The following is a 23,348-nucleotide window of genomic DNA, read 5'->3' on the forward strand; positions in this document are numbered from 1 at the left end:
TCGGGCGACAGATTAAAGATGATCGGAATAGGGTCTGTTACCACTTTATCTATGATTGCGGCAGAGGAGATTTTTAGGCGATACAAGGCATGGATTGTGAAATTTAGTCATTCTAAATAATGAGCAATGGCTAAAGTTGCGCAAGATAACGCAGAAGCGCCAAAAATCTCCCTGCCCTTGAGCTTCGCCTTGCGCTGCGATCAAAGCAATTCATTTATAAAGTGACAACAGACCCTAGTGTCTGCGCATTTTTTTAGCTATGATCAAGCTTCATTAAAATGATTGAATATAATGGAGTGTGACGTGAAACCAGTTCGTCTGGCGATACTCGGTCTTGGTACTGTAGGTGGTGGAGCCCTTAAATTACTACAAGAAAATGCTGCGGAAATTAAACGCCGTACCGGTCGAGAAATTCAAATTACACACGTAGGCACACGCCGTCCACGTCCAGATTTACAACTCGAAGGCATTAAACAAAGCGATGACTTGATGGAAATCGTACGTCAAGCTGATGTTGATGTTGTGGTTGAAGTCATGGGTGGGATTCATCCTGCTTATGAAGTCATCATGGAAGCCATCAAACATGGCAAACAAGTCGTCACTGCCAATAAAGCCTTACTTGCTGAACATGGCAATGAATTGTTCAAAGCCGCAGAAGACAATGCTGTTCAGATTGCCTATGAAGCAGCGGTTGCTGGTGGGATCCCAATCATTAAAGTGATCCGTGAAGGTCTTGCTGCGAACCATATCGAATGGCTTGCAGGCATCATTAATGGTACAGGTAACTTCATTCTGACTGAAATGCGTGAAAAAGGCCGTGCCTTTGAAGATGTTTTAAAAGAAGCGCAAGAACTCGGCTATGCCGAAGCTGACCCAACCTTTGATGTTGAAGGCATTGATGCTGCACATAAGCTCACGATTTTGGCCTCATGTGCTTTTGGTATTCCATTACAATTTAATAAGGTCTATACCGAAGGCATTAGCAAAATCACTGCTCAAGATGTGAAATATGCAGAAGAACTTGGTTTCCGTATCAAGCACTTAGGTATTGCACGTCGTGCGGACAAAGGCATTGAGTTACGTGTACATCCAACTTTAATTCCTGCTGAAGAATTGATTGCTAACGTCAATGGTGTGAAGAATGCAGTCTTAGTACAGGCCAATGCAGTTGGTCCTACGTTGTATTACGGTGCCGGTGCTGGTGCTGGCCCAACCGCTTCTGCGGTGGTTGCTGACGTGATTGATATCGTCCGTGATATTTCATATACCGAAGATGGCGCAGGTACCATTCCTCAGCTTGCTTTTGAAGCGCTAACTAATGTGCCAATCTTGAGCCGTGAAGAAATGACCACAGGTTACTACATCCGTCTCAACGCTGAAGACCAAACTGGTGTATTGGCTGATGTCACCACCATTCTCAGCCGTGCAGGCATTAGTATTGATGCCATCATGCAGCAATCACGCTTAAAAGACTTGATTCCGATCGTGATTTTAACCGATCCGATTGTTGAATCAAAAATGGATGAAGCGCTGGCTCAAATTCAAGCATTACCTGCAATTCGTGGCGAAATCGTAAGAATTCGTTTAGAATCGCTCGATAGTTAATCAGTTTAAATCTCCCCTCACCCCTCTTTTATAAAGAGGTGGAACTCCTCCCTTTGGAAAAGGGAGGTTGGGAGGGATTTTCTCTCTACCTCATATTGGAACACCATCATGTCGAATGCCAATCGTTATACTGGTCTTGTAGATCGTTATCGTGACCGTTTACCTGTGTCTGCAACTACACGCGCAATTTCTTTAGGTGAAGGTAATACTCCACTGATTAAACTAGAGAACATTCCACGTATTATTGGCAAAAACGTCGAAATCTATGTGAAATACGAAGGTCTGAACCCGACAGGTTCTTTTAAAGACCGTGGTATGACCATGGCGGTGACCAAAGCAGTTGAAGAAGGCTCTAAAGCGATTATCTGTGCCTCTACAGGCAATACTTCTGCAGCGGCAGCAGCTTATGCAGCACGTGCAGGTATCAAAGCGTTCGTATTAATCCCAGAAGGCAAAATTGCTATGGGTAAAATGGCGCAAGCCATGATGTACGGCGCAATCACTATGCAAATTCGTGGCAACTTCGACGATGGTATGCGTTTAGTCAAAGAAGTTGCAGATCAGGCACCTGTAACGATTGTAAACTCAATCAACCCATATCGCCTGCAAGGTCAAAAAACCATTGCTTATGAAATTGTGGAAGCATTAGGTCGTGCACCTGATTATCACTGCTTGCCTGTCGGTAACGCGGGTAACATCACAGCACACTGGATGGGTTATACCGAAGCAGTTGCCAATCAACCTGCTGATCAGTTTGAGCAAGTGATTTATGATGCGGCTACTGATCAATTTACTGGCCCTAAACCAGAAGGTTTACCAACCATGGTGGGTTACCAAGCATCTGGTGCTGCGCCATTCTTACGTGGTGCGCCAGTAGAGAACCCAGAAACAGTTGCAACAGCAATTCGTATTGGTAATCCACAAAGCTGGAACCATGCTAAAGCAGTAGTACGTGACTCTAAAGGCTGGTTCGATGAGCTTCAAGATAGCGAGATCTTAGAAGCGCAACGTTTACTTTCAATGTATGAAGGTGTCTTTGTTGAACCCGCTTCTGCTGCCTCAATCGGTGGCGCAATCCGTGATATCAAAGCAGGTAAAATTGCTGAAGGTTCTGTGATTGTATGTACGGTTACAGGCAATGGCTTAAAAGATCCTGACACTGCAATCAAACAATGTGCTGATGCCGTGATGTTGTCAATTGACGCGACCATGGATCAAGTGAAAGATTCTATTCTTTCAAATATGTAAGCATAACCTTTGCAATAAAAAACCAGTTGCCTGCAACTGGTTTTTTTATGGTCTGAATATAGAAATTGCTCTTTACAGCAGCCATAAAAAACTCCCCATAAAGAGGAGTTTTTTAACTTAAAAGAACTAAACGCGTTTTGGCAAAGTGCTTAACCAGCTTAATAAATTGGTTGCATCACTATTACGTGCTTGCGAACTTGGTGCGCCTAATAACACCACAACGGCTGGGCGTGAATTCACAGTGGTATGCATCACTACACAACGACCTGCTTCATTGATATAGCCTGTTTTTGACAAGTTAATGTTCCAGCCACCATTACGTACCAACGCATTGGTATTATTGGATTTCAGCACACGGTAACCTAAATTAAAGTCATAAGTCGGCGTGGTTGAGAATTGACGAATCAAGCCATATTGCGACGCAGTACTGACCAAAATACCTAAATCACGTGCCGATGAGACATTGTGCGGATCTAAACCAGTAGATTCAGCATAACGTGTAGACGTCATCCCCAATTGTCTCGCTTTTGCGTTCATCGCAGCAATAAAAGCCGAACGACCGCCTGGATAAGTGCGTGCCAAAGCAGCGGCAGCTGGATTCTCAGACTTCATCAAAGCAAACAAAAGCGCTTCTGCACGATTCATGGTATCGCCTGCGCGTAAGGTTGAACTTGAGTTCTTACCGCCCGCACCTGCGAAATCAATCGATTCCAAAGTAATCTGTTCTGACATGTTTAAACGTGCATCAGCAGTCACCACAGCCGTCATCAATTTGGTAATCGAAGCAATCGGAACAGACATGTTACTGTTTTTACTGTACAGCACCTCGCCTGTCTGCGCATCCATCACCAAAGCAGCGCGTGCATTGACTGAAGGCTGACTGCTATAGCCGAAGGTATCGCGAATCTGTGTCGACGACTGTGGCGCCGCTGAAGATGTAATTGTGGCTGAACCACCATTACGCAATGTTGTCGTAACAGAGGTTGAACCTTGTGGGCTAATTTCTACAGGATCATCATCTTCCATAAACTGACTTGCATCACTTGCAGACCAATTCATCGAAGCTGAACCGCTCACACGCGAAGAAGCTGGATTGTTATTCACAACCAGTTCAGCAAAACTTGTTGAACTCCAGGCCAACAAGATAGACATGCTTAAAACATGCATGATAGATTTTTTAGAATTTTTCACGACACAATACTCAACTCAGGACGCTGCACATTTGCGCTTAATACCATTATGCCTTACATTTGAACAAATCGGGTAAAGCTTTTATAGACACAATTGTGTACAACTATTCGCTAAAAACGAAGAATAGGATTGCTAATTTTGTCGTTTCATTGCAAGCTAATTTTGCTTTATGTAACAAAAAACCAGTTTTTTTGAAAAAAGGAGGTCTTCTTGATCACTGTTCTCGTTGTTGATGATCATGAACTCGTGCGCACAGGGATTTGTCGTATGTTGGAAGACCACCCCGATGTAGAAGTCATTGGACAAGCTGAATCGGGTGAAGAAGCGATTGCTTTGGTCCGTCAAAAACACCCGCAAGTGGTGTTGCTGGATGTGAATATGCCAGGCATTGGTGGGGTGGAAACGACCCGCCGCTTATTACAAAGCGTACCTGAAACCAAAGTCATTGCGGTCAGTGGTCTGGCTGAAGAACCTTATCCCTCACTGTTATTAAAAGCAGGTGCTAAAGGCTATATCACCAAAGGTGCGCCGATTGCAGAAATGGTTCGAGCGATCAATAAAGTCATGCAAGGTGGTAAATACTTTAGTGCGGATATTGCCGAGCAATTGGCCAGCTCCTATCTTTCGGATACGCAACAATCTCCATTTGATGCCTTGTCAGAGCGTGAGATGCAAGTGGCCATGATGGTAGTCAACTGTATTAGCGCCCAAGAAATCGCAGACAAATTGTTTGTTAGCGTAAAGACGGTCAACACCTATCGTTATCGTATTTTTGAAAAGCTGGCAATTGATAGCGATGTCAAATTGACCCATCTTGCGATTCGCTATGGACTCATTAAACCTTAAAATAACAGTAAGCGCCTATGTTAGGGAAAATTGCGTCGTCAGTTTCACAGACGGTCTATCGGCTTGGAGTGTGGTATAGCGGCTATCGACTGATCATTTCGATTAGCCTGCTATTAATTTATTTACTGACTGCTGAACAACTTTCAAGTAACTATATTTATCCCTTTCTCTATTTTTATACACTGATTTGCTATATCACATTCAATATTTTCCAGCTTGCTTTACTGCAACTCGTTCCAATACAAACCTCCAAGCAGCTGATTTTTATCTTTATTGTTGATGTTATTTGCCTCAGCTTAATCACCTTCTCGGCAGGCGGCCCAAATCTGCAGCTCAGCTTGCTCTATGTGATTATTATTTTCTCCTCGGCGATTTTACTCAATGCCCATCTTTCGCTGATCATTACTTTGTTTGCAGTCATCATGGTGGTTTACCAACGCTTTTTAGGTGACTTCTTTGATGTCAATAATTTAACCCATCTCGGCAATAGTGTTTTTCTGGCCTTTCTGTTTTTCGTGGTACATGCGATTGGTCGTATTGCGGTGCAGCGTTTTAAGATTCTAGAAACCTTAACCTTTCATCAGTCGATTGAAATTCATCAACTGCAAAATATTAACCGTTATATTCTCGAACAAATTGAGGATGGTTATTTGGTACTGGATGAAAGCAATCATATTGTCTTAACCAATCCTGCCGCCAATACCTTGTTAGGCATTCATTTGGCTGTTTCTCTAGAAAAAACGCCACTGATTAAGTTACAGCCCGATCTATTTGAACTGATCCAATTCAGTAATCTTGAAGATGGCGAAGAATTCAGTTTTGAATCGCAACAAAGCCCTTATACCATCAATGTTCGGGTTAAACACTTGATTGTGCCTGAACAAGCTTTGGTCTTATTGATTCTAAAAGATGCACAGAAACTCACCCAACAAGTGCAACAACTGAAGCTCGCAGCACTAGGGCAGCTTTCAGCCAGTATTGCCCATGAAATTCGCAACCCATTGGCTGCTATTGTACAAGCCAATGAATTATTAAAAGATAGCGATCCACATCAACTGAGCATGCTTTCACACATGATCAGCAAACAAGCCAAACGCATTGATAGTATTATACAAGACACTTTAGCGATGGCACGGAATAAGCCAACAGAGCCACAAATCATTGAGCTGAGTCCTTTCTTTGAAAGCCTGCTCAATGAAGACCTCTCCGATGCAAAACAACGTATTCAGCTGACTCAAACCGAACAGCTCAATATCCTGTTTGACGAAAAACAATTACGCCAAGTGCTGATTAACTTAATTCGAAATGCACTGCGACATAATGCGACCGATGCACCCTTTATTGAAGTGAATGTACAGCTCAACGATGGACGAACCTGCATTGATGTCATCGATTTTGGGACGGGTGTCTCAAAACGAGATATTTCTCAGCTGTTCAAACCATTTTTTAGTACCGAAATTAAAGGAACTGGTTTAGGATTGTATCTGTCTCATACCTTTTGTGAGGCAAATCATGCAAAGCTCACCTATATAGAGCGACAACAAGGAGCATGCTTCAGGATTGAATGCTCAAAAATTCATTGATTAGATTAGGTTTCTCGGGGAAATGGCAACAAAACAACCACTCGTCTTATTGGTAGACGACGAAGAAGATTTATGTCTTTTAATGCAGATGACGCTAGCGCGTATGGGCATCAAGACACATCTCGCCTATCGGGTCGAACAGGCAAAAAAGTTCTTTACTGAGTTCCAGTACGATGCTTGCTTAACAGATTTAAATCTTCCAGATGGTAATGGTTTGGATCTGGTCAAACACGTGACACAGAACTATCCTAATACACCTATTGCGGTACTGACCGCATATGGCAATATGGATATTGCCATTGCAGCCTTAAAAGCAGGCGCATTTGACTTTGTCAGTAAGCCTGTTAACCAGATGCATTTGGATCAATTAATCCAGAAAGCGTTGAACCGTCCACAGCCTGAACAAGAGGCTGCTGAAACTGCATTAGAAAATAAGCTGTTAATTGGACGTTCTACACCCATTCAACAGCTCCGCATCGCCTTAAAGAAAATTGCACGTTCCCAAGCCCCTGTATTTATTACGGGTGAATCAGGAACCGGCAAAGAAGTGGTCGCGAATCTGGTCCATCGCTTGAGTAACCGTAGCGAAGGCCCATTTATTGCCATCAACTGTGGTGCAATTCCGACTGAATTGATGGAAAGCGAGCTGTTCGGGCATAAAAAAGGCAGCTTTACTGGTGCAACTCAAGACAAGCAAGGCTTAATTCTCTCTGCACACGGCGGTAGTCTATTCTTGGATGAAATTGCCGAACTGCCTTTGAATATGCAGGTCAAATTACTGCGGGCGGTACAGGAAAAGAAAATTCGTCCAGTAGGTTCAGATCAAGAAATTGATGTGGATTTCCGAGTGATTAGTGCCAGCCACCAAGACTTGGAACTGTTGGTACAGCAGGGGCGCTTCCGTCAAGATTTATTCTTCCGTATCCATGTCATGGATATTGTACTGCCGCCTTTACGTGAGCGCGGTCAGGATATTTTGTTATTGGCCAATCATTTTATCCAAAAGATTAGCCAAGAGTGGGATCTACCAGCGAAGTCTCTGTCTTCACGTGCAGAGCAATTCTTATTGCAGCAATATTTCCCAGGCAACGTACGGGAATTACGCAATATTATTGAGCGGGCTATTACCTTAAGTGATGACGACAATATCGATTTGGCACATTTACAGACCGCTCCTTTGCGTAGTTCTCTGGCTAATCCAACGCCTTCTTTTTCAAATACGACATCAGAAGAAGCCGAACCGGTACAACACTCAGCTAGTCCAAGCATGAGTTCGAAGAAACTTCCACCGGAAGGCTTAGAGCGTTATTTAGAGAATATCGAAAAAGAGATTCTTCTGAATGCGCTGAATCTCACCCATTGGAATCGAACTTTAGCTGCGAAGAAATTAGGCATGACCTTCCGCTCTTTGCGCTATCGTTTGAAGAAATTTGGTTTAGATACCGAAGACGATGAATAATGCTTAAAAATAAAGCCCCTCAATAGAGGGGCTTTATTTTTAATAGCGACTTTTTAACACCAGATCGGTGACATGTTCCAAGTAGGTATCTTCTTTCATTTCTGCCGTTAAAGGTGAAATTTGATTGGGTTGAATCCCCTGACCTTCAATCATATTGCCATTGGGGGTGTAATAATGCGAAACCGTCATCTGTAGCGCAGCACCACTCGGTAAAGGGAACAACTTCTGTACCACACCTTTGCCATAACTGGTTTCACCCACCACCCAAGCACGTTTGTGTTCCTTCATCGCTGCGGTAAAGACCTCAGCTGCGGAAGCAGAACGTCGATTGATCAAAATCCCTAATTTCATATTTTGAAATTCATTCGACGGCAGCGCCTGAAATTGTTGATCACCTTCTGAACGACTTTTGGTGGTGACAATAATGCCTTGATTTAAAAATAAATCAGCCGCTTCAACTGAAGCCGAGAGTAAGCCACCTGGGTTATTGCGCAGATCAAACACCACCGCTTTCAACTTAGTGGAACTATATTCTTCAATTAAACGTTTAATTTCATTGGCGGTATCTTGTTGAAAAACGCGTATTTTCAGCACCAGTACCTGATTATGTAACAGCACGGGTTCAATATCGGTTTCAACTTTTTTATTACGAACCAAAATCACGGTACTGTTATTATTCTCAGGTTGGATCTGCACCGTACTGCCAATTGAACCGTAGAGCAAACCTTGCACTTGATCTTGGTTCAGACTTTTCAGTTCCTGATTATCAACTTTGAGAATCACCTGACCATTGCGTAGGCCCAACTTACTTGAATCCGAACCTGCCTTTAAATCTTGAATCTGCCAAGACTTGGCATGAGCATCATAATTTAAATTGAAATCGACAGAAGCCAGATCACCTTCCGTATATTGAATCAGTTGGCGATATTCTTCTGCCGATAAATAACGTGAATAGCGGTCTAAGCCACTGACCAAACCTTTAATCGATTGTTGAAACAGTGCATCATCCGATTTTTTATCGACATAGTTATCTTTGACAATGCCATAGATCTGCACAAATTGCTGAATCGATTCGATTGGGACTTCCGCGCTCTGGCTAGGCGCATCCTCAGTCCATCCTGAGTTATGCGTCACCGGTGCAGCAGAGAGATTCACTCCCCAACACATCAACAAACTTGCACAGATCGCTCGGTAAATGTTGTTGTGTTGGGTCATTGCTTCACCTTATTTTAAAGTAATTAAATTCTTGCCTTGCATTTCAGCAGGTACAGGAAGGTGCATTAAATGCAGGAGTGTTGGCGCTACATCTGCCAATACACCACCGTCGGCAATTGTGGCCTGTGTTGGGCCCACATAAATAAATGGCACCAGTTCAGTGGTATGTTGGGTATGCACCTGACCGCTGTCATAGTCTTGCATTTGCTCTACATTACCATGATCCGCTGTAATTAACATATGACCTTTGTTGGCCATGACCGCATCATAGACTCGACCCAGACAGATATCGACCGTTTCAACTGCTTTTACCGCAGCATCAAACACACCGGTATGGCCAACCATGTCACCATTGGCATAGTTCACCACCAACAGGTCAAACTCACCTGAATTAATGGCATTCACCAATTCATCTGTGACTTCATAGGCACTCATTTCTGGCTTTAAGTCATAGGTGGCAACATTCGGCGATGGAATCAGGATACGTTTCTCACCTTCATATTCATCTTCACGACCACCACTAAAGAAGAAAGTCACGTGCGCATATTTTTCAGTTTCGGCAATCCGCAATTGGGTCTTACCTAAACTTGATAGATATTCACCAATCGAGTTTTTCAAACCTTCTGGCATATAGGCAACAGGCGCATCAATACTGGCTTGATAACGGGTCAACATCACAAACTTAGATAAATTTGGAACAACTTTGCGCGTGAATCCAGTGAAATCTTTTTCAACAAAGGCACGGGTAATTTCACGCGCACGGTCGGCACGGAAGTTCATGAAGACAATGCTGTCGCCATCTTGCACTTTGGCAATTTCACCAATACGCGTTGCTTTGACAAACTCATCATTTTCTTCTGCCGCATAGGCCAGTTCTAAACCTTCAACGGCAGAGTTCGCAACACGTAGCGCTTCCCCTTCAGTCATCAGACGATAGGCTTGCTCAACACGATCCCAACGATTGTCGCGATCCATGGCAAAATAACGACCAATCATCGACACAATACGGCCTTGATTTGGATATTGTGCGAATAAGGCATCCAGTTTTTCTAAAGAAGGTTTGGCACTGCGAGGCGGAGTATCACGACCATCAAGGAAGGCATGTAAATACACGGTTGCACCACGTTTTAGCGCCAGCTCACACATCGCCACAATATGGTCTTCATGCGAGTGCACGCCACCTTCTGACAATAAGCCCATCACATGCACAGCACCGTTTGCTGCTTTGGCTTTTTCCACCGCATCGACTAATACTTCATGCTCAAAAAAAGCACCTGTACGGATATCTTTGGTAATACGGGTAAAATCTTGATACAGCACACGACCTGCACCGAGATTCATATGACCCACTTCAGAGTTGCCCATTTGACCATCAGGTAGGCCTACATCTTCACCAGAACCTGAGATTAAACTATTTGGATGCTTGGCCTTCATCGCAGTGAGGTTTGGTGTTTTTGCTGCTAAAAAAGCATTGTCTTCAACTGCTTCACGATGCCCCACGCCATCCATGATTACGAGAACGTGAGGAATTTTGCCAGCATTTGCATCCGTCATAATGGACTCTCTGTTTGTCATTTGATCGGTCTATTTTACCGAAATTTAATCGAATTCTCTATGACCTGACTCATGGCTTTCATCAATCCTGGTCATAGAGCCTCTCCATCAAGATTAACGTGCTCGATAGAGCAGATAACTACCGACCATAAAGATCAGCACCACAGGTAACAGCACAAACCATGCAGGTGAAGGCGCATACACCAAGCTTGCATAGCCCAAGAAATCTTGCAGATAGAAGAAACCTAAGCCCGTAAACAATGCGATGACCAAACGGAAGCCCATCGATTGTTGGCGCAATGGGCCAAAAATAAAGGAACAGGCAATCAATACCAACGTAATCAAAGAAAATGGTGCCGTGACTTTTTGCCAGAAGGCCAATTCATACGTCTTTGGTACCTGACTATACTCTTCCATATAACGCATAAAGCTAATCAATTGACTCGGCGATAAATCCTCAGGATCCAGCGTCACCATATGCACATATTTCGGCTGTAAGGCGAGACCCAACGATTGCTGTGCATGATCAGTCTTAATGGCATTGCCTTGCGCCAATAAATCGACTTGATGCGATTGTGAGAGTTGCCACTCACCATCTTTGACGAATTGCCCTTTTTCAGCGGTCACAAAGGACTGCAAGCGATAGTCTTGATCAAAATCAATGGTTTGAATATTGCGTAACTGACCTTGTGAATTGGCATAATCAATATAGATAAAGCGCTGTCCTTCACGCGACCAATAGCCTTTGACCTCACCTAAAGATGCGACACTGCGTTGCTTTTTAATACTTTGTGCTTGTTCATTGGTATATGGAATCACCCATTCACTCAATACAAAGGACAACACAATCAACAATAATGCTGAACGCATCACCCAACCGACAATCCGCCACAGACTGATGCCAACCGAACGCATGACAATCAGCTCACTATTTGAAGCCAATGCACCCAATCCGAGTACTGAACCAATCAAAGCAGCGACAGGTAAAATTTCGTATAAATAACGCGGTGCGCCCCACATCACAAACAGAAACGCTTGCCACGCATTATAGTTTGGCTTGAGTGAGCCCAACTCGCCCAAATAGGTGAATAGAACTTGCAGGAAAGATAACACCAGCGTTGTTCCGAGCATGGCCAGAACCGTGGTTTTTGTCACATGTTTGGCGACTATTCGACGTGCTAACATCACAACCCCACTCGCTGAATACTTTTCTTAATTTTGGGTGCCAATTTTTGTTTACGTGCAAAAATTGCAGCGGCAATGGCATAGACCAACAACACGGCAGGATAAGCCCAAAGATCCAATTCGTCTTTACTGATTCGGGTTTTAATGGCAATCATTAATACAATTAAGCTGGCAAAGATAAAAATCGCAGGAATCAGGCGGTAATAACGACCCTGACGTGGACTCACCTCTGACAGTGCTACCGCAAGCATCAAACCGACAATAATAATAAAGGGACCAAAGATCCGCCATCCCAGTTCACTGCGAACCACGGAATCATCGCGTTTCTGCCATAGCTTGGACATCGACAAGGCTGCAACATCATCACTTTCAAATTTCACATCTTTATCATTTTCCAAGCGCAATCGATAAGATTGAAATTCCGCTTGGGTATAGCGCGGCTGATTCGGATAAATCTCGTAACGGCGTCCAAGCACCAAGTCCACCACATTGGCCGTATCATTGGCAACTTCAACGCGGGTGGCTTCTTTGGCCAGAATCATGACATCAGGTTTATCATCCTCAGTCGCTTTTTGATAGAAGAAAATATCTTTTAAATTCTTTCGGTCTTCGGACAGTGAACCGGCATAAATGGTATACGGCCCCGAAGAAATAAACTCCTTCGGACGAACCAAATCGAAACCGGTACGAACTGCCTGCGTGCTGGTTAGCTTTTCAAATTCACGTAAGCCCCACGGCCCCATCCACACCATTAAACTGGTTTGAACCACCAAATAGATCACCGTCATCGGTAACAACAGACGTGCCAATTGGTTACGACTTACGCCACTGCCATTTAATACCGCCATTTCATGGTCAACATAGAGACGACCAAATACCAGCATCAAGGCAATAAAAAAACCCAATGGAAGGATCAAGGTTAAAAATTCAGGCAAGCGATAACCGATGATGCTAAACAAAATCCCGGCATCTAAACGACCTTGAGCTGCAACGCCAAAATACTTGATTAGACGACCACCCATCATAATCAAGGTCAATAAACCAATGACCACGAGAGATGTCGAAACCACTTGTTTGACGAGATAACGCCGAATAATCAAAGCAATACTTCCAAAAAGACCAATTGAAGGTAACGCTAGTTTACCCGAATGTTAAAAATATAAAACCTATCGCTTGTTGCGGATTGCAACCTCATATCCGAAAGTGTTTAATGGACTTATCTTTCTTTTTCGCTCACTAGGTTCTATACAAACAATGAAATTTACACTTCAAAACGCATTCCCAGCTCAGGCGTCTAGCGAATCTTTGTGGATTTTGGTTGATTCAGAACAATTACAACAGAACTTAAATACTTATCAAATCAATCATCTAGAAGAAGCACTCAATGCGACCCAATTCAAAGCTGGGTTTAACGAAAACTTGCCCCTGATTGCAAATATTGCCGTTCAAGCCAATGCCCAACTACTCGGACTTGGAAAAAGTGCCGAGTTGAAAGCGACAAAATTAGCAAAACTCGCACAAAGCATTATCAAATCATCACAAAATAAATTTAAACAAATTAGTGTCGATCTTTCAGCACTCCCAACCGATTTACATTCACTGTTTGTCTTAAGCCTGACTCAAGCGGCTTATGGCTATGACGAATTTAAATCGAAAAAGAATGAATTTTCGCTGGACACCATCCATCTGATTGCCAATCAGACAAACTTGGATGATGCACAGTTAAACCTGCTTCAAGCCGTACAATCGGGTCAAAGCTATGCCCGTGATTTGGGTAACCGCCCTGGCAATATCTGTTTCCCTGAATATTTGGCCGATCAAGCACTTGCCCTCGCGGCACAATATCCAGACTTGTTAAAAGTGACCGTGCTTGATGAACAGCAAATGGCCGACTTGGGCATGTATGCTTTCCTTGCCGTCAGCAAAGGTTCTGATCGTCCAGGCCGTATTGTCACACTGGAATACAATGCCCAAATTGAGCAGGCTCCTGTGGTGCTTGTCGGTAAAGGCGTGACCTTTGATACTGGTGGTATTTCATTAAAACCTGGCTTAGGCATGGATGAGATGAAATTTGATATGTGTGGTGCAGCCTCAGTGTTGGGCACCATGCAAGCTCTGTGTGAAGCTCGACTTGCGATTCATGTGGTGGGAGCGATTGCAGCTGCTGAGAATATGCCTTCAGGGCATGCCACTCGTCCAGGTGATATTGTCACCAGCATGAGCGGTCAAACCATTGAGATTCTGAATACCGATGCCGAAGGTCGTTTGGTATTGTGTGACACATTGACCTATATCAAACGCTTCAATCCTGCACTGGTGATTGACATTGCAACCTTAACTGGGGCCTGTGTAGTTGCCTTAGGCAAAGTGGTCAGCGGTTTATTCACACCTGACGATGAACTGGCGCAAGAATTGCAACACGCAGGCGAACAGTCGCTTGATCGCGTATGGCGTATGCCTGTAATGGAAGAGTATCAAGAATTACTCGACTCACCTTTTGCTGATATTGCCAATATTGGCGGTCCTTATGGTGGTGCGATTACAGCCGCATGTTTCCTAGAGCGTTTTACCCGTGATTATCGTTGGGCACACCTCGATGTAGCAGGAACAGCGTGGTTATCCGGTACCGCCAAAGGTGCAACGGGTCGTCCAGTACCATTATTGATGCAATTTTTAGCCAATCGTGTTGCAACGAAACACTAAAACATGGCGAAAATCAGCTTTTATTTATTTGAAAACAGTACCGAACGGCAAGTCGAAAGTGCTTGCCGTTTATGCCGGAAAATTCTGAATCAGCATCCACACATCTGGTGGTATTGTGCAGATTCAGACTTGCAAACTGAACTGGACGAGATGCTTTGGAAATTTGATCCCGCCAGTTTTATCCCACATGGGATCGATCAAGTGACAAGTCCAGTCTGTATTTCGGCAGAACTCCCCCCATCCAATGATTGGATCGTGTTTAATTTTAACAATCATGCACTTGAACAAACTCAAGATTTTCGCCACATTATCGAGATTATTGAAAATAATGAAGCTGCGAAACAAATCGGGCGGGAAAAATTTAAAATGTATCGTCGTTTAGGCATTGAACCTCGAACCTTTAAATTATAAATCGGCAATCAAGAACATTATTTGAGGAGTGTGTTGTGGCATTAAATGTAGGTCAGGACTTTAAAAAACGTTGGTTAAATGCACCTGAGGCTGTCCGTCAGACCTATCAGGATGATTTAGCACGTATCTGCGATCTGCTGTTACCACAAACCCCAATTCAAACATGGACCCAGCATGAAGAGAATGCCCAGCAGCGCTCCCAACAACGGATTGAGCAAGCTTATGCAGACCTCAAAGCCGAGCTGATTGAACAAGCGCGGATTCGCAAACAGTTAGCTTTGGAAAAAGCATTGCAAGAGAAACGTGCTGCCGAAGCCGCCTATGCCGCACAACTACAAGCCGATGAAGCCCGTCAGTTCCAGCAACAAACCGAGAATCTACTGGCGCTACGCGGTCATATTGATCAGGAAATTGCCCAACAGACTGAGCGTTATCAGACCAATCCCGAACAGCCAAGTGTGGATTATGCACGAGGCCAAAGTGTGGTGATTGATGATCAGAAAATTCTGTCTGAGCTGGAAAGTGTGCGTGTCCGACTCGAACTTGAAGCTGAAGGCTTAATTGAGCAAGCAGTCACGGTGTTTAGAGCCAAACTGCATGCCCTCGCGCAAGATGAGATTGATTACATCTTGAAAAACAGTGAATTTTCAGACGAAAAATAGGGGGTTGTTGATATTTCACAGATGCTTGTGACAGAGGATATTTTTAGACGGTACAAGGCATGTCTTATGCAGTTTAGTCATTCTAAACGAATAAGATATAACGCCGTAATGACAAAAAATTTTCCTGTCCCGTAAGGTTATGTCTAAAACTTCCCTAATTCATATTATAAAATTTAACAAGAGCATCACCCTTGACGGTCTTTCATGAATTTTTATGCCGTTTTAGTCGATAACGCAATGCATGGCTGAAATATTAACAGCCCCTAATAAAAAGCCCAGTTTCAACTGGGCTTTTTTATGCTTGCTGTTTTATTTTAAAAAACCGTTTTCAGCTAAAAAAGCCATACTGATATTGGATTCGGTTTTTTGCTCAGCCGCCTTATCACCGAGCAACAAACGCTCGATATAACGTGCCAGTACATCCACTTCCAAATTGACTTTGCTGCCGACTTGCCATGTGCCGATATTGGTACGTTCCGCAGTATGGGGAATTAAATTCAAGCTTAAAATATTGCCACGCAAATGGTTAATGGTCAGACTAATCCCATCGACCGTGACTGAGCCTTTTTCAGCTAAATATTTGGCTAACTCAACAGGTGCCGTCACTTCAAAGTAGAGTGAACGGGCATCATGACGCACTAAAGTAATTTCACCTAAACCATCGACATGGCCACTGACAATATGCCCACCAAATCGTGTAGTTGGCAACATCGCTTTTTCAACATTGACGGCTTGACCAACTTTCCACTGACCCAACGTCGTTCGGTTTAAACTCTCCCGCGAAACATCAGCTGCGTACCAATTCTCGCCCCATTCAATCACGGTCAGACAAATCCCGTTGGTGGCAATCGAATCACCCAAATGTACATCAGACATATCCAAATCAGTTTGAATACGCAAACGAACGTCGCCACCTACACTTTGTAGGCTCTCAACTTTACCTAAACTTTCAATAATGCCTGTAAACATGGGAGTTTCAACCTATCTTTATGCCGTATATCGCACGGTAAAGAAGATACCTTAAAGCAAAGAACTAGAGATAACAAGGCATGTGTAGTGCAAACATAGGCAAATAAAAAGGGCCATCTACTGATCGCCCTTCTTAATATTGAACTGGTCTTTATTGCATTTCAGACACTTGTTTTTCAGTCGTCGCTTTGACTTCAACTGTTTGATTCACCAAGAAATGGCTAAAGAACAGTTTATAGCCAAGTACGCCTAAGCAAGCGCCAACGATCGGTGCAATAATCGGGACAATAAAATACGGGATATCCCGACCACCTGTAAATGCAACAGGTCCCCAGCCAGAGAAATAAGCCACAATTTTAGGGCCAAAATCACGTGCAGGATTCATAGCAAAGCCAGTCAATGGACCAAAAGAAGCACCAATCACGGCCACCAACAAACCCACCAAGATCGGTGCCAAAGGACCGCGTGGCAAGCCATTGCTATCATCCCCAATCGCCATAATCAACCAGAGCAACAACATGGTGATAAACATTTCCACCATAAAAGCCTGTCCGATCGAAAGCAAATGATGTGGATAGGTCGAGAAAATCCCTGCTAGTTCCAGGCTTTCGACACTGCCACGTACCATGTGATGAGTCTGTTCATAATCCACAAATAAATTGCTATATAACCCGTATACCAGCAGTGCACCTGTTGCTGCGCCAGCCACTTGAGCAATAATATAGAATGGGACTTTACGCTTATCGAAACCAGCAAAAAGTGCCAATGCGATGGTCACCGCAGGGTTGAGATGAGCACCTGAGATACCTGCCGATAAATACACCGCCAAGGCAACAGCCAAACCCCACACAATACTGATTTCCCACAAACCTAAACTCGCCCCTGCAAGTTTAAGTGCAGCCACCACACCAATACCAAATGATAAAAAAATTGCGGTAGCAAAAAATTCAGCTACACATTGCCCCAATAAGGTGGGTTCCGAGCGACTCATAACAACCTCTCTTGGTCATCGCTGCAAATAGGCAAGACCCTAAATTAAGCTCGGCAAACTATAGTTATTTTTAAAACCGGTCAATATTTTTTGGTAATTTTTTGAACGATTGATAAAAATAATATCAGCTTAAAACAAGAGTATTAAGACCTTAAAAACCCCCAATAAAAAATAATGCAATATATTGTTTCATATGGATATTCTTAAATTATAAAACAAAAAGCTAGCGATCAAATGAGATGCTAAAGCACAGCTAAAAGTGTCAAAATTTGCTGTATTTTTATTATAAAAACAAGTAGTTATCCCGAAAACCGATTTTCACCATCTATTTATCCGATACAGCACTAAAGCTGGATACAAAAACGCCACTCTGTGATGTAAAGTGGCGTTTGATTGAGCCTACCAGAGGGCCAGTTGGGTACTGTTGCCGGTAGTATCGACGCCGCCCAATTCGGCAAAGTGATATAACTGCCCAAGTAACTGTCGTAATGGCGGACCAGACTTGGCATGAGTATCGGTAATAACGATGAACTCAAGTACTCGTGCGCGATCTGATTGACGCTGTTTACTCACCCGATAACGCGGAACATCTTGAGTCAATAAAGTCACTTTGCCACGCTTTAAATTGGCGGTCAGCAAGTCTTTCGGCTCAATATTTCCATCGGTTGAATAACTGGTCAAAATATAGCGCGCATTAATGGTTTCTAATAACTTCTCATAGGCTTCTTTGGCATATTTTGACGAGTTATAAGGGCTTGGTCGCTCTTTACGCCATGCCCGATCAATCCCGCTCTTAAAGCCTTTGGTATCGGGTGAAGGCAAATCCACCTGATCCCATAGAGTCAGCGCATTTAAGACATGATAATTACTGCTATACGCATGTTGGTTATACGGCGGGTCTAGATAGGCCACATCGACCTCAAAACCACTCATTTGATTGGCAAGATGCTGCGCATCCACACACCACATTTCAGCAGCAGGACGTTTAGGATCACCAATCTCACAGAAGCGACTCGGTGTCAGCCACAATAGCGATTCAATTCGTTCTAAAGCCGTTTGAGTACGCCCACCCCATCCTTGATGGAAGCTTTTAAAGACCCCACTGGTATTGCTGACAAAGCTTGCCGAATACAGCAGTGGCGCCAATAACGCACTCATTTCCACATCATTGATTGCGCCCTGTGCTTGCCATGTTGCAATCTGCTGACGGATTGCATCAATACGCATGCCGTTACGGCGTTTAAAGAACAAACGGTCACGGGCAGGATCATAAACATCATCATTACGCGGACATAAGTTGTGTGTAACCCAGCCTTTAACCTCTGGCAAACGGTTCAGGTAATCAATGGCTTTTTGATACCCGCCTAATTCTTTAAAAGCAGGTGCATCTACACAAGCCAAAATGGCATGGTTGAGTGCATGGCTATACGGTTCCCAGTCATTGGCAATCACACGATAACCATTCTGACGTGCCAAACGCGAGACAACGCCACTCCCAGCAAAAAAATCCGCAAAAATCGGTGGGTTCTTTTTCTTGCTGTTCAGTGTGCCTGTAATCTCAAGTGCTTCTAAAATCAAATGAAGCAGTCGACGCTTATTGCCCAGATAAGGCACTAACTGATGAAAAAGATATTCGTCAGTCGTACGTGCGGCATGACGACGTTTGTGATAAACCGATGGTTCTGGATTCATATCATCTCTTGGATAGGGAGCAATCTTAGGCGAATGTCTTGCCCAAGTTGGGTTACATCGACCAACTCAAAACGGAGTTGCTCTGCCATTTTGCTAAATTCAGCATTAAACATCGCACGAGCAGATTGGCCGAGTAAAGTGGGTGCAACATAACTGATCATTTCATCAACCAAACCTTGCTGTAAAAAGGCGGTCGATAAAGTTGCGCCAGCCTCAACCAATACATCATAAATTTGGTACTGTTGAGTTAAGGTCTGCAATAGTTGATTTAAAGCTTGCGGTGGCAATTGTATCACGCCTAAATCTGCAAGTTCTTGACGAAATGGTGTCATCACCATGACAGTTTCGGGATTTTGTAAAATCTTAGCTGAAAGTGGAAGTCGTCCTTGGCGGTCCAGCACAATACGTTTGGGTTGAACCACGGTGCTCAGTTCAATCCCGTCTAAGGCACGTACGTTCAATTCACAATCATCGGCCAAAACCGTTTGGATACCAGTAATGACTGCACCTGAAATGGCACGCCAGTGCTGCACATCTTGTCGAGCTGCTGTACCCGTAATCCATTTGGACTCCCCAGATGCCATCGCGGTACGACCATCCAAGCTAGAGGCGATTTTTAAACGTATATAAGGCAAACCCGTCGACATGGCTTTTAAAAAACCCAAGTTGAGCGTTTTTGCAGTTTCGGCACAAACACCCGTTTCAACTTCTATGCCCGCAGCTTGTAAAATCTGGACGCCTTTACCTGCCACCAACGGATTTGGATCTGAACAAGCCACCACTACTTTTTTGACTTGAGCTTTAACCAAAGCCTCAGCACAAGGTGGCGTTCGACCATAGTGTGCACAAGGTTCCAGCGTCACATAAGCAGTAGCTCCTTGTGCATTGTCACCTGCTTGACGCAAAGCAAAGACTTCGGCATGTGGTTGACCTGCTTTGGGATGATAGCCCTCGCCAATCAATTGCCCCTCTTTGACAATCACGCAACCGACATTCGGATTCGGCTTGGTCGAATACTGTCCTCGTCGAGCTAAGGCAATCGCTTGTTGCATCCAGTACTGCTGTTCAGATAAGTGATCTTGGGTGAGTTCAGACATGATTTCTCTAATTTAAGCTTCGTTTTCACGTTGTTGCATTTGCTCAATTTGATGGCGAAATGCTTCTACGTCTTGGAAATCTTGATACACCGAGGCAAATCGAACATAGGCAACATGATCCAGTGCAAATAAAGCCTGCATCACAATTTCACCAATAGTTCTGGACTTGACGTCACGTTCGCCCAGTCGGCGAATCTGCGATTGAATATCACTGAGTACAGTTTCAATTTGTTCTTGCGTTACTGGGCGTTTTTGCAAGGCATGCATCAGAGAACGGCGCAGTTTGGCCTCATCAAACGGCTCATTTTTACCGTCAGATTTGATCACCCGTGGCATTACCACATCATAACTTTCAAAGGTGGTAAAACGCTCTCCACAAATGACACACTCACGACGACGACGAATCTGACAGCCTTCGGCAGCCAAACGCGAGTCTATGACTTTACTATCAGCGGCGTTACAAAATGGACAATGCATAGTGGCGTGATTATTTACTCTCTTTGCCTAAGTGTAGCAAAGTTTCTGCAATTGCAGAACCAGTCGTCTAAAGGCATAAAAAAACAGCCCGATAAGGCTGTTTTTTAAATCGCATGTTGTGTCGATTATTCGATACGTTCGCCATGTTGGCTCAGGTCAAGACCCATACGTTCATCATCAGCGCTGACACGGATACCAATCACCAAATCAATCACTTTCAGGATGATGAAGGTCACAATTGCACTATAGGCGATTGTTGCTAATACACCTTCAATTTGTACCCACAATTGGCCAGCAAAAGTCGGAGCTAGTGCAACATTCGCTGCTTTGATGATTTCATCGCTATAGAAGATTCCAGTCAGAATCGCACCAACAATACCACCGACTGCGTGTAAACCAAATGCATCCAAGGCATCGTCCGCTTTAAGCAGGCGTTTCAGTGCAGTAATCCCCCAGAAACACACCACACCACCGACAAGCCCCATGATTAGGGCACCACTAACACCAACGAAACCAGCTGCAGGTGTGATTACAACCAAACCAGCAACCGCACCTGATGCACCACCGAGTACTGATGCTTTACCACGAATTAGACGTTCTACAATCAGCCAAGAGAATGCAGCAGCGGCAGCAGCAACTTGAGTTACCAAAATCGCCATACTTGCACGCGCACCCGCACCTAAAGCACTACCACCGTTAAAGCCGAACCAACCCACCCAAATCAAGCTTGCACCGATCACAGTTAAAGTCAGGTTATGTGGTGCCATCGATTCACGGCCAAGGCCAGTACGTTTGCCTAACATGTATGCTGCAACCAAACCTGCAACACCTGCGTTGATATGCACAACGGTACCACCAGCAAAGTCTAATGCGCCTGCTTTGAATAACCAGCCATCAGCTGCCCAGACCCAGTGAGTGATTGGCGCATACACCAAGATCACCCAAACTGCGATAAATGCCATGAATGCTGAATATTTCATACGATCCGCAATCGAACCACTGATAATTGCAACGGTAATGATGGCAAAGGTCATTTGGAAAACAACAAATAAGCTTTCAGGAATAGTGCCACTCAAGGCATCAAATGCAACGCCATTCAGCAGTGCTTTGCCCAAGTCGCCGACATAAGCGCCTGTACCAGAGAAAGCTAAGGAGTATCCTGCAATCACCCAGATTAAGCTAACTAAAATTGCAGCAGAAAGGCTGAACATCATGGTGCTGAGGACGTTTTTCTTACGAACCATACCCCCATAGAACAGCGCTAAACCAGGAATAGTCATCAACAGAACCAGTGCTGTTGAAACAAGAACCCAAGCAGTATCGCCGGTATCGACTGTCGCAGTAGCAGCTGGAGCAGCCTCTTCAGCAGCAGGTGCTTCAACGGCAACAACTTCGGTTGTTGCAGCACCAGTATCTGCAACTACGGCTACAGTTTGTTCAGTTGCCGGGGTTGATGCAGCATCTTCTGCCCAAACCACCGCTGAACCACCTAAGAGTGCGCCAGATAGACTGAGCGCCATAAGCATTTTTTTCATTCGTGTCCCCCAACCTTATTTTGTGAGCTATATCTCTTATTTCTAACTCAGCAAAGTTTGTGCCAATTTAGACAGCATCTGGCCCAGTTTCACCCGTACGGATACGGATTACTTGCTCTAAATTCGTGACAAAGATTTTTCCATCACCAATTTTGCCTGTGCTTGCGACACGAGTAATCGATTCAATGACGGCATCAACCATTTCATCACTAATTGCAATCTCAATCTTCACTTTCGGTAAGAAATCAACCACATACTCTGCACCACGATACAGTTCTGTATGCCCTTTTTGACGTCCGAAACCTTTGACTTCGGTTACGGTAATCCCTTGAACACCAATTTCAGAGAGTGCTTCGCGCACATCATCCAATTTGAATGGTTTTACAATTGCAGTTACAAGCTTCATGTTTGTTTTCCTTCGGCTTATTTTCACCAGTAAGGTTTTATGTTCAATTTTCATGCCAATATTTAAAGGTTGGGGGTTTTTAAATATTGAGCACAAGCTTTCTTTATAACCTATTTAGCCTTCAAGATGTAGATAGTGCATCGAAAATAAGTTTCATTTCGCTATATTGAATGAAATCAGAGAGTCACTCATCCTTCTGTCCCGAACTGTGCTAGAGGATTGCCTGCAGCAGTGATACACTGGGCAGCAAATATACATAACCTATTGAGCACTTTATGATTGAGACTCTTTTACAGGCAATTTTGCAGCAAGTTGATCAACCTAAAAAAGATTTAGAAAAAAACTTACGTGCCTTATTGAATGAAAGCATCGAAAAACTAGACCTTGTCTCTAAACAAGAACTCGACCGTCAAAGAACTGCACTGAATACAGCCAATCAGCGCCTCTCTGAGCTGCAACAGCAGATGAAAATTTTAGAAGAAATCGTTCAGAACAAGAAATAAGCACCAATTCGGTGCA

The 23,348-nt window shown here is 43.9% G+C and carries 21 protein-coding genes; 9 read left to right on the plus strand and 12 right to left on the minus strand.

What is annotated here, in order from left to right; genetic code table 11:
• The first annotated feature begins 303 nt into the window (after nt 1-303).
• Both F993_RS04275 and thrC read left to right on the plus strand, forming a co-directional pair.
• A complete protein-coding gene (locus tag F993_RS04275) occupies nt 304-1,605 on the plus strand; it encodes a homoserine dehydrogenase (protein ID WP_004656352.1) in 1,302 nt (433 codons plus the stop codon).
• A gap of 108 nt (nt 1,606-1,713) precedes the next feature.
• A complete protein-coding gene (thrC, locus tag F993_RS04270) occupies nt 1,714-2,853 on the plus strand; it encodes a threonine synthase (protein WP_004656353.1) in 1,140 nt (379 codons plus the stop codon).
• A gap of 126 nt (nt 2,854-2,979) precedes the next feature.
• On the opposite strand, the gene pbpG is transcribed toward thrC, so the two are convergent.
• Nucleotides 2,980-4,044: a D-alanyl-D-alanine endopeptidase PBP7/8 gene (gene pbpG / locus F993_RS04265; protein WP_141738467.1), complete on the minus strand. Its 1,065-nt coding sequence runs from the start codon at nt 4,042-4,044 to the stop codon at nt 2,980-2,982.
• A gap of 210 nt (nt 4,045-4,254) precedes the next feature.
• On the opposite strand from pbpG, the gene gacA reads away from it, so the two are divergent.
• From gacA to F993_RS04250, 3 genes are read left to right on the plus strand one after another with little or no spacing between them, the layout of a single operon-like run.
• Complete coding sequence (gene gacA / locus F993_RS04260; protein ID WP_004656359.1) at nt 4,255-4,890, plus strand: response regulator transcription factor GacA; 636 nt, start codon at nt 4,255-4,257, stop codon at nt 4,888-4,890.
• Nucleotides 4,891-4,907: 17 nt separating this feature from the next.
• Complete coding sequence (locus F993_RS04255; RefSeq protein ID WP_004656361.1) at nt 4,908-6,473, plus strand: sensor histidine kinase; 1,566 nt, start codon at nt 4,908-4,910, stop codon at nt 6,471-6,473.
• A 22-nt stretch (nt 6,474-6,495) separates the two neighbouring features.
• Nucleotides 6,496-7,932 (plus strand): sigma-54-dependent transcriptional regulator, encoded by a 1,437-nt coding sequence (locus tag F993_RS04250; RefSeq protein ID WP_004656362.1) that lies wholly within the window; start codon nt 6,496-6,498, stop codon nt 7,930-7,932.
• 39 nt (nt 7,933-7,971) lie between these two features.
• Here the strand turns inward: F993_RS04250 and F993_RS04245 are convergent, their stop codons facing one another.
• The 4 genes from F993_RS04245 to lptF all read right to left on the minus strand — a co-directional run bounded on the left by F993_RS04245 (nt 7,972) and on the right by lptF (nt 12,986).
• Nucleotides 7,972-9,147 carry a S41 family peptidase gene (locus F993_RS04245; RefSeq protein WP_004656364.1) on the minus strand — a complete coding sequence of 392 codons (1,176 nt, stop codon included), beginning with the start codon at nt 9,145-9,147 and terminating at the stop codon, nt 7,972-7,974.
• A gap of 9 nt (nt 9,148-9,156) precedes the next feature.
• Nucleotides 9,157-10,701, minus strand: a complete 1,545-nt coding sequence (gpmI, locus tag F993_RS04240) for a 2,3-bisphosphoglycerate-independent phosphoglycerate mutase (protein WP_004656366.1) — start codon at nt 10,699-10,701, stop codon at nt 9,157-9,159.
• 114 nt (nt 10,702-10,815) lie between these two features.
• Nucleotides 10,816-11,886 (minus strand): LPS export ABC transporter permease LptG, encoded by a 1,071-nt coding sequence (gene lptG / locus F993_RS04235; protein WP_004656367.1) that lies wholly within the window; start codon nt 11,884-11,886, stop codon nt 10,816-10,818.
• Nucleotides 11,886-12,986 carry an LPS export ABC transporter permease LptF gene (gene lptF, locus F993_RS04230; RefSeq protein ID WP_004656369.1) on the minus strand — a complete coding sequence of 367 codons (1,101 nt, stop codon included), beginning with the start codon at nt 12,984-12,986 and terminating at the stop codon, nt 11,886-11,888. The genes lptG and lptF overlap by 1 nt, the downstream gene beginning before the upstream one ends.
• A gap of 154 nt (nt 12,987-13,140) precedes the next feature.
• On the opposite strand from lptF, the gene F993_RS04225 reads away from it, so the two are divergent.
• From F993_RS04225 to blhA, 3 genes are read left to right on the plus strand one after another with little or no spacing between them, the layout of a single operon-like run.
• Nucleotides 13,141-14,589, plus strand: a complete 1,449-nt coding sequence (locus F993_RS04225) for a leucyl aminopeptidase (RefSeq protein ID WP_004656370.1) — start codon at nt 13,141-13,143, stop codon at nt 14,587-14,589.
• 3 nt (nt 14,590-14,592) lie between these two features.
• A complete protein-coding gene (locus tag F993_RS04220) occupies nt 14,593-15,000 on the plus strand; it encodes a DNA polymerase III subunit chi (protein ID WP_004656371.1) in 408 nt (135 codons plus the stop codon).
• A gap of 35 nt (nt 15,001-15,035) precedes the next feature.
• Nucleotides 15,036-15,662, plus strand: coding sequence for a cell division protein BlhA (blhA, locus tag F993_RS04215; protein WP_004656372.1), 627 nt, complete (start codon nt 15,036-15,038; stop codon nt 15,660-15,662).
• A 309-nt stretch (nt 15,663-15,971) separates the two neighbouring features.
• On the opposite strand, the gene F993_RS04210 is transcribed toward blhA, so the two are convergent.
• From F993_RS04210 to glnK, 7 genes are all read right to left on the minus strand, one after another.
• Nucleotides 15,972-16,631, minus strand: a complete 660-nt coding sequence (locus tag F993_RS04210; RefSeq protein WP_004656373.1) for a riboflavin synthase — start codon at nt 16,629-16,631, stop codon at nt 15,972-15,974.
• 151 nt (nt 16,632-16,782) lie between these two features.
• Nucleotides 16,783-17,622: an MIP/aquaporin family protein gene (locus tag F993_RS04205; RefSeq protein WP_004656374.1), complete on the minus strand. Its 840-nt coding sequence runs from the start codon at nt 17,620-17,622 to the stop codon at nt 16,783-16,785.
• Between the two features lie 399 nt (nt 17,623-18,021).
• On the minus strand, nt 18,022-19,314 hold the full coding sequence (locus F993_RS04200) for a DNA adenine methylase (protein WP_004656375.1): 1,293 nt from the start codon (nt 19,312-19,314) through the stop codon (nt 18,022-18,024).
• Nucleotides 19,311-20,411 (minus strand): bifunctional diaminohydroxyphosphoribosylaminopyrimidine deaminase/5-amino-6-(5-phosphoribosylamino)uracil reductase RibD, encoded by a 1,101-nt coding sequence (gene ribD, locus F993_RS04195; RefSeq protein ID WP_004656376.1) that lies wholly within the window; start codon nt 20,409-20,411, stop codon nt 19,311-19,313. Before ribD ends, F993_RS04200 begins: the two co-directional genes overlap by 4 nt.
• 12 nt (nt 20,412-20,423) lie before the next feature.
• The gene (nrdR, locus tag F993_RS04190) at nt 20,424-20,888 is read right to left on the minus strand and encodes a transcriptional regulator NrdR (protein ID WP_004656377.1); all 465 of its coding nucleotides are present in this window, start codon (nt 20,886-20,888) and stop codon (nt 20,424-20,426) included.
• A gap of 125 nt (nt 20,889-21,013) precedes the next feature.
• The gene (locus F993_RS04185) at nt 21,014-22,423 is read right to left on the minus strand and encodes an ammonium transporter (protein ID WP_004656378.1); all 1,410 of its coding nucleotides are present in this window, start codon (nt 22,421-22,423) and stop codon (nt 21,014-21,016) included.
• A gap of 67 nt (nt 22,424-22,490) precedes the next feature.
• The gene (gene glnK / locus F993_RS04180) at nt 22,491-22,829 is read right to left on the minus strand and encodes a P-II family nitrogen regulator (RefSeq protein ID WP_004656379.1); all 339 of its coding nucleotides are present in this window, start codon (nt 22,827-22,829) and stop codon (nt 22,491-22,493) included.
• Between the two features lie 275 nt (nt 22,830-23,104).
• Here glnK and F993_RS04175 point away from each other — a divergent pair, with 275 nt between their 5' ends.
• Entirely contained in the window at nt 23,105-23,332 is a 228-nt protein-coding gene (locus F993_RS04175) for an accessory factor UbiK family protein (RefSeq protein ID WP_004656380.1), read from the plus strand.
• The last annotated feature ends 16 nt before the right edge of the window (nt 23,333-23,348 follow it).

This window comes from Acinetobacter proteolyticus (genome assembly GCF_000367945.1).
GTDB classification, from domain to species: Bacteria; Pseudomonadota; Gammaproteobacteria; order Pseudomonadales; family Moraxellaceae; genus Acinetobacter; species Acinetobacter proteolyticus.

Bases quoted from the DNA above. Each gene is read 5' to 3' on its own strand.
- thrC (WP_004656353.1), top strand. From the start codon at position 1,714: ATGTCGAATGCCAATCGTTATACTGGTCTTGTAGATCGTTATCGTGAC.
- F993_RS04255 (WP_004656361.1), top strand. From the start codon at position 4,908: ATGTTAGGGAAAATTGCGTCGTCAGTTTCACAGACGGTCTATCGGCTT.
- F993_RS04250 (WP_004656362.1), top strand. From the start codon at position 6,496: ATGGCAACAAAACAACCACTCGTCTTATTGGTAGACGACGAAGAAGAT.
- F993_RS04245 (WP_004656364.1), bottom strand. From the start codon at position 9,147: ATGACCCAACACAACAACATTTACCGAGCGATCTGTGCAAGTTTGTTG.
- gpmI (WP_004656366.1), bottom strand. From the start codon at position 10,701: ATGACGGATGCAAATGCTGGCAAAATTCCTCACGTTCTCGTAATCATG.
- lptG (WP_004656367.1), bottom strand. From the start codon at position 11,886: ATGTTAGCACGTCGAATAGTCGCCAAACATGTGACAAAAACCACGGTT.
- F993_RS04225 (WP_004656370.1), top strand. From the start codon at position 13,141: ATGAAATTTACACTTCAAAACGCATTCCCAGCTCAGGCGTCTAGCGAA.
- F993_RS04220 (WP_004656371.1), top strand. From the start codon at position 14,593: ATGGCGAAAATCAGCTTTTATTTATTTGAAAACAGTACCGAACGGCAA.
- F993_RS04210 (WP_004656373.1), bottom strand. From the start codon at position 16,631: ATGTTTACAGGCATTATTGAAAGTTTAGGTAAAGTTGAGAGCCTACAA.
- F993_RS04205 (WP_004656374.1), bottom strand. From the start codon at position 17,622: ATGAGTCGCTCGGAACCCACCTTATTGGGGCAATGTGTAGCTGAATTT.
- F993_RS04200 (WP_004656375.1), bottom strand. From the start codon at position 19,314: ATGAATCCAGAACCATCGGTTTATCACAAACGTCGTCATGCCGCACGT.
- ribD (WP_004656376.1), bottom strand. From the start codon at position 20,411: ATGTCTGAACTCACCCAAGATCACTTATCTGAACAGCAGTACTGGATG.
- nrdR (WP_004656377.1), bottom strand. From the start codon at position 20,888: ATGCATTGTCCATTTTGTAACGCCGCTGATAGTAAAGTCATAGACTCG.
- F993_RS04185 (WP_004656378.1), bottom strand. From the start codon at position 22,423: ATGAAAAAAATGCTTATGGCGCTCAGTCTATCTGGCGCACTCTTAGGT.
- glnK (WP_004656379.1), bottom strand. From the start codon at position 22,829: ATGAAGCTTGTAACTGCAATTGTAAAACCATTCAAATTGGATGATGTG.
- F993_RS04175 (WP_004656380.1), top strand. From the start codon at position 23,105: ATGATTGAGACTCTTTTACAGGCAATTTTGCAGCAAGTTGATCAACCT.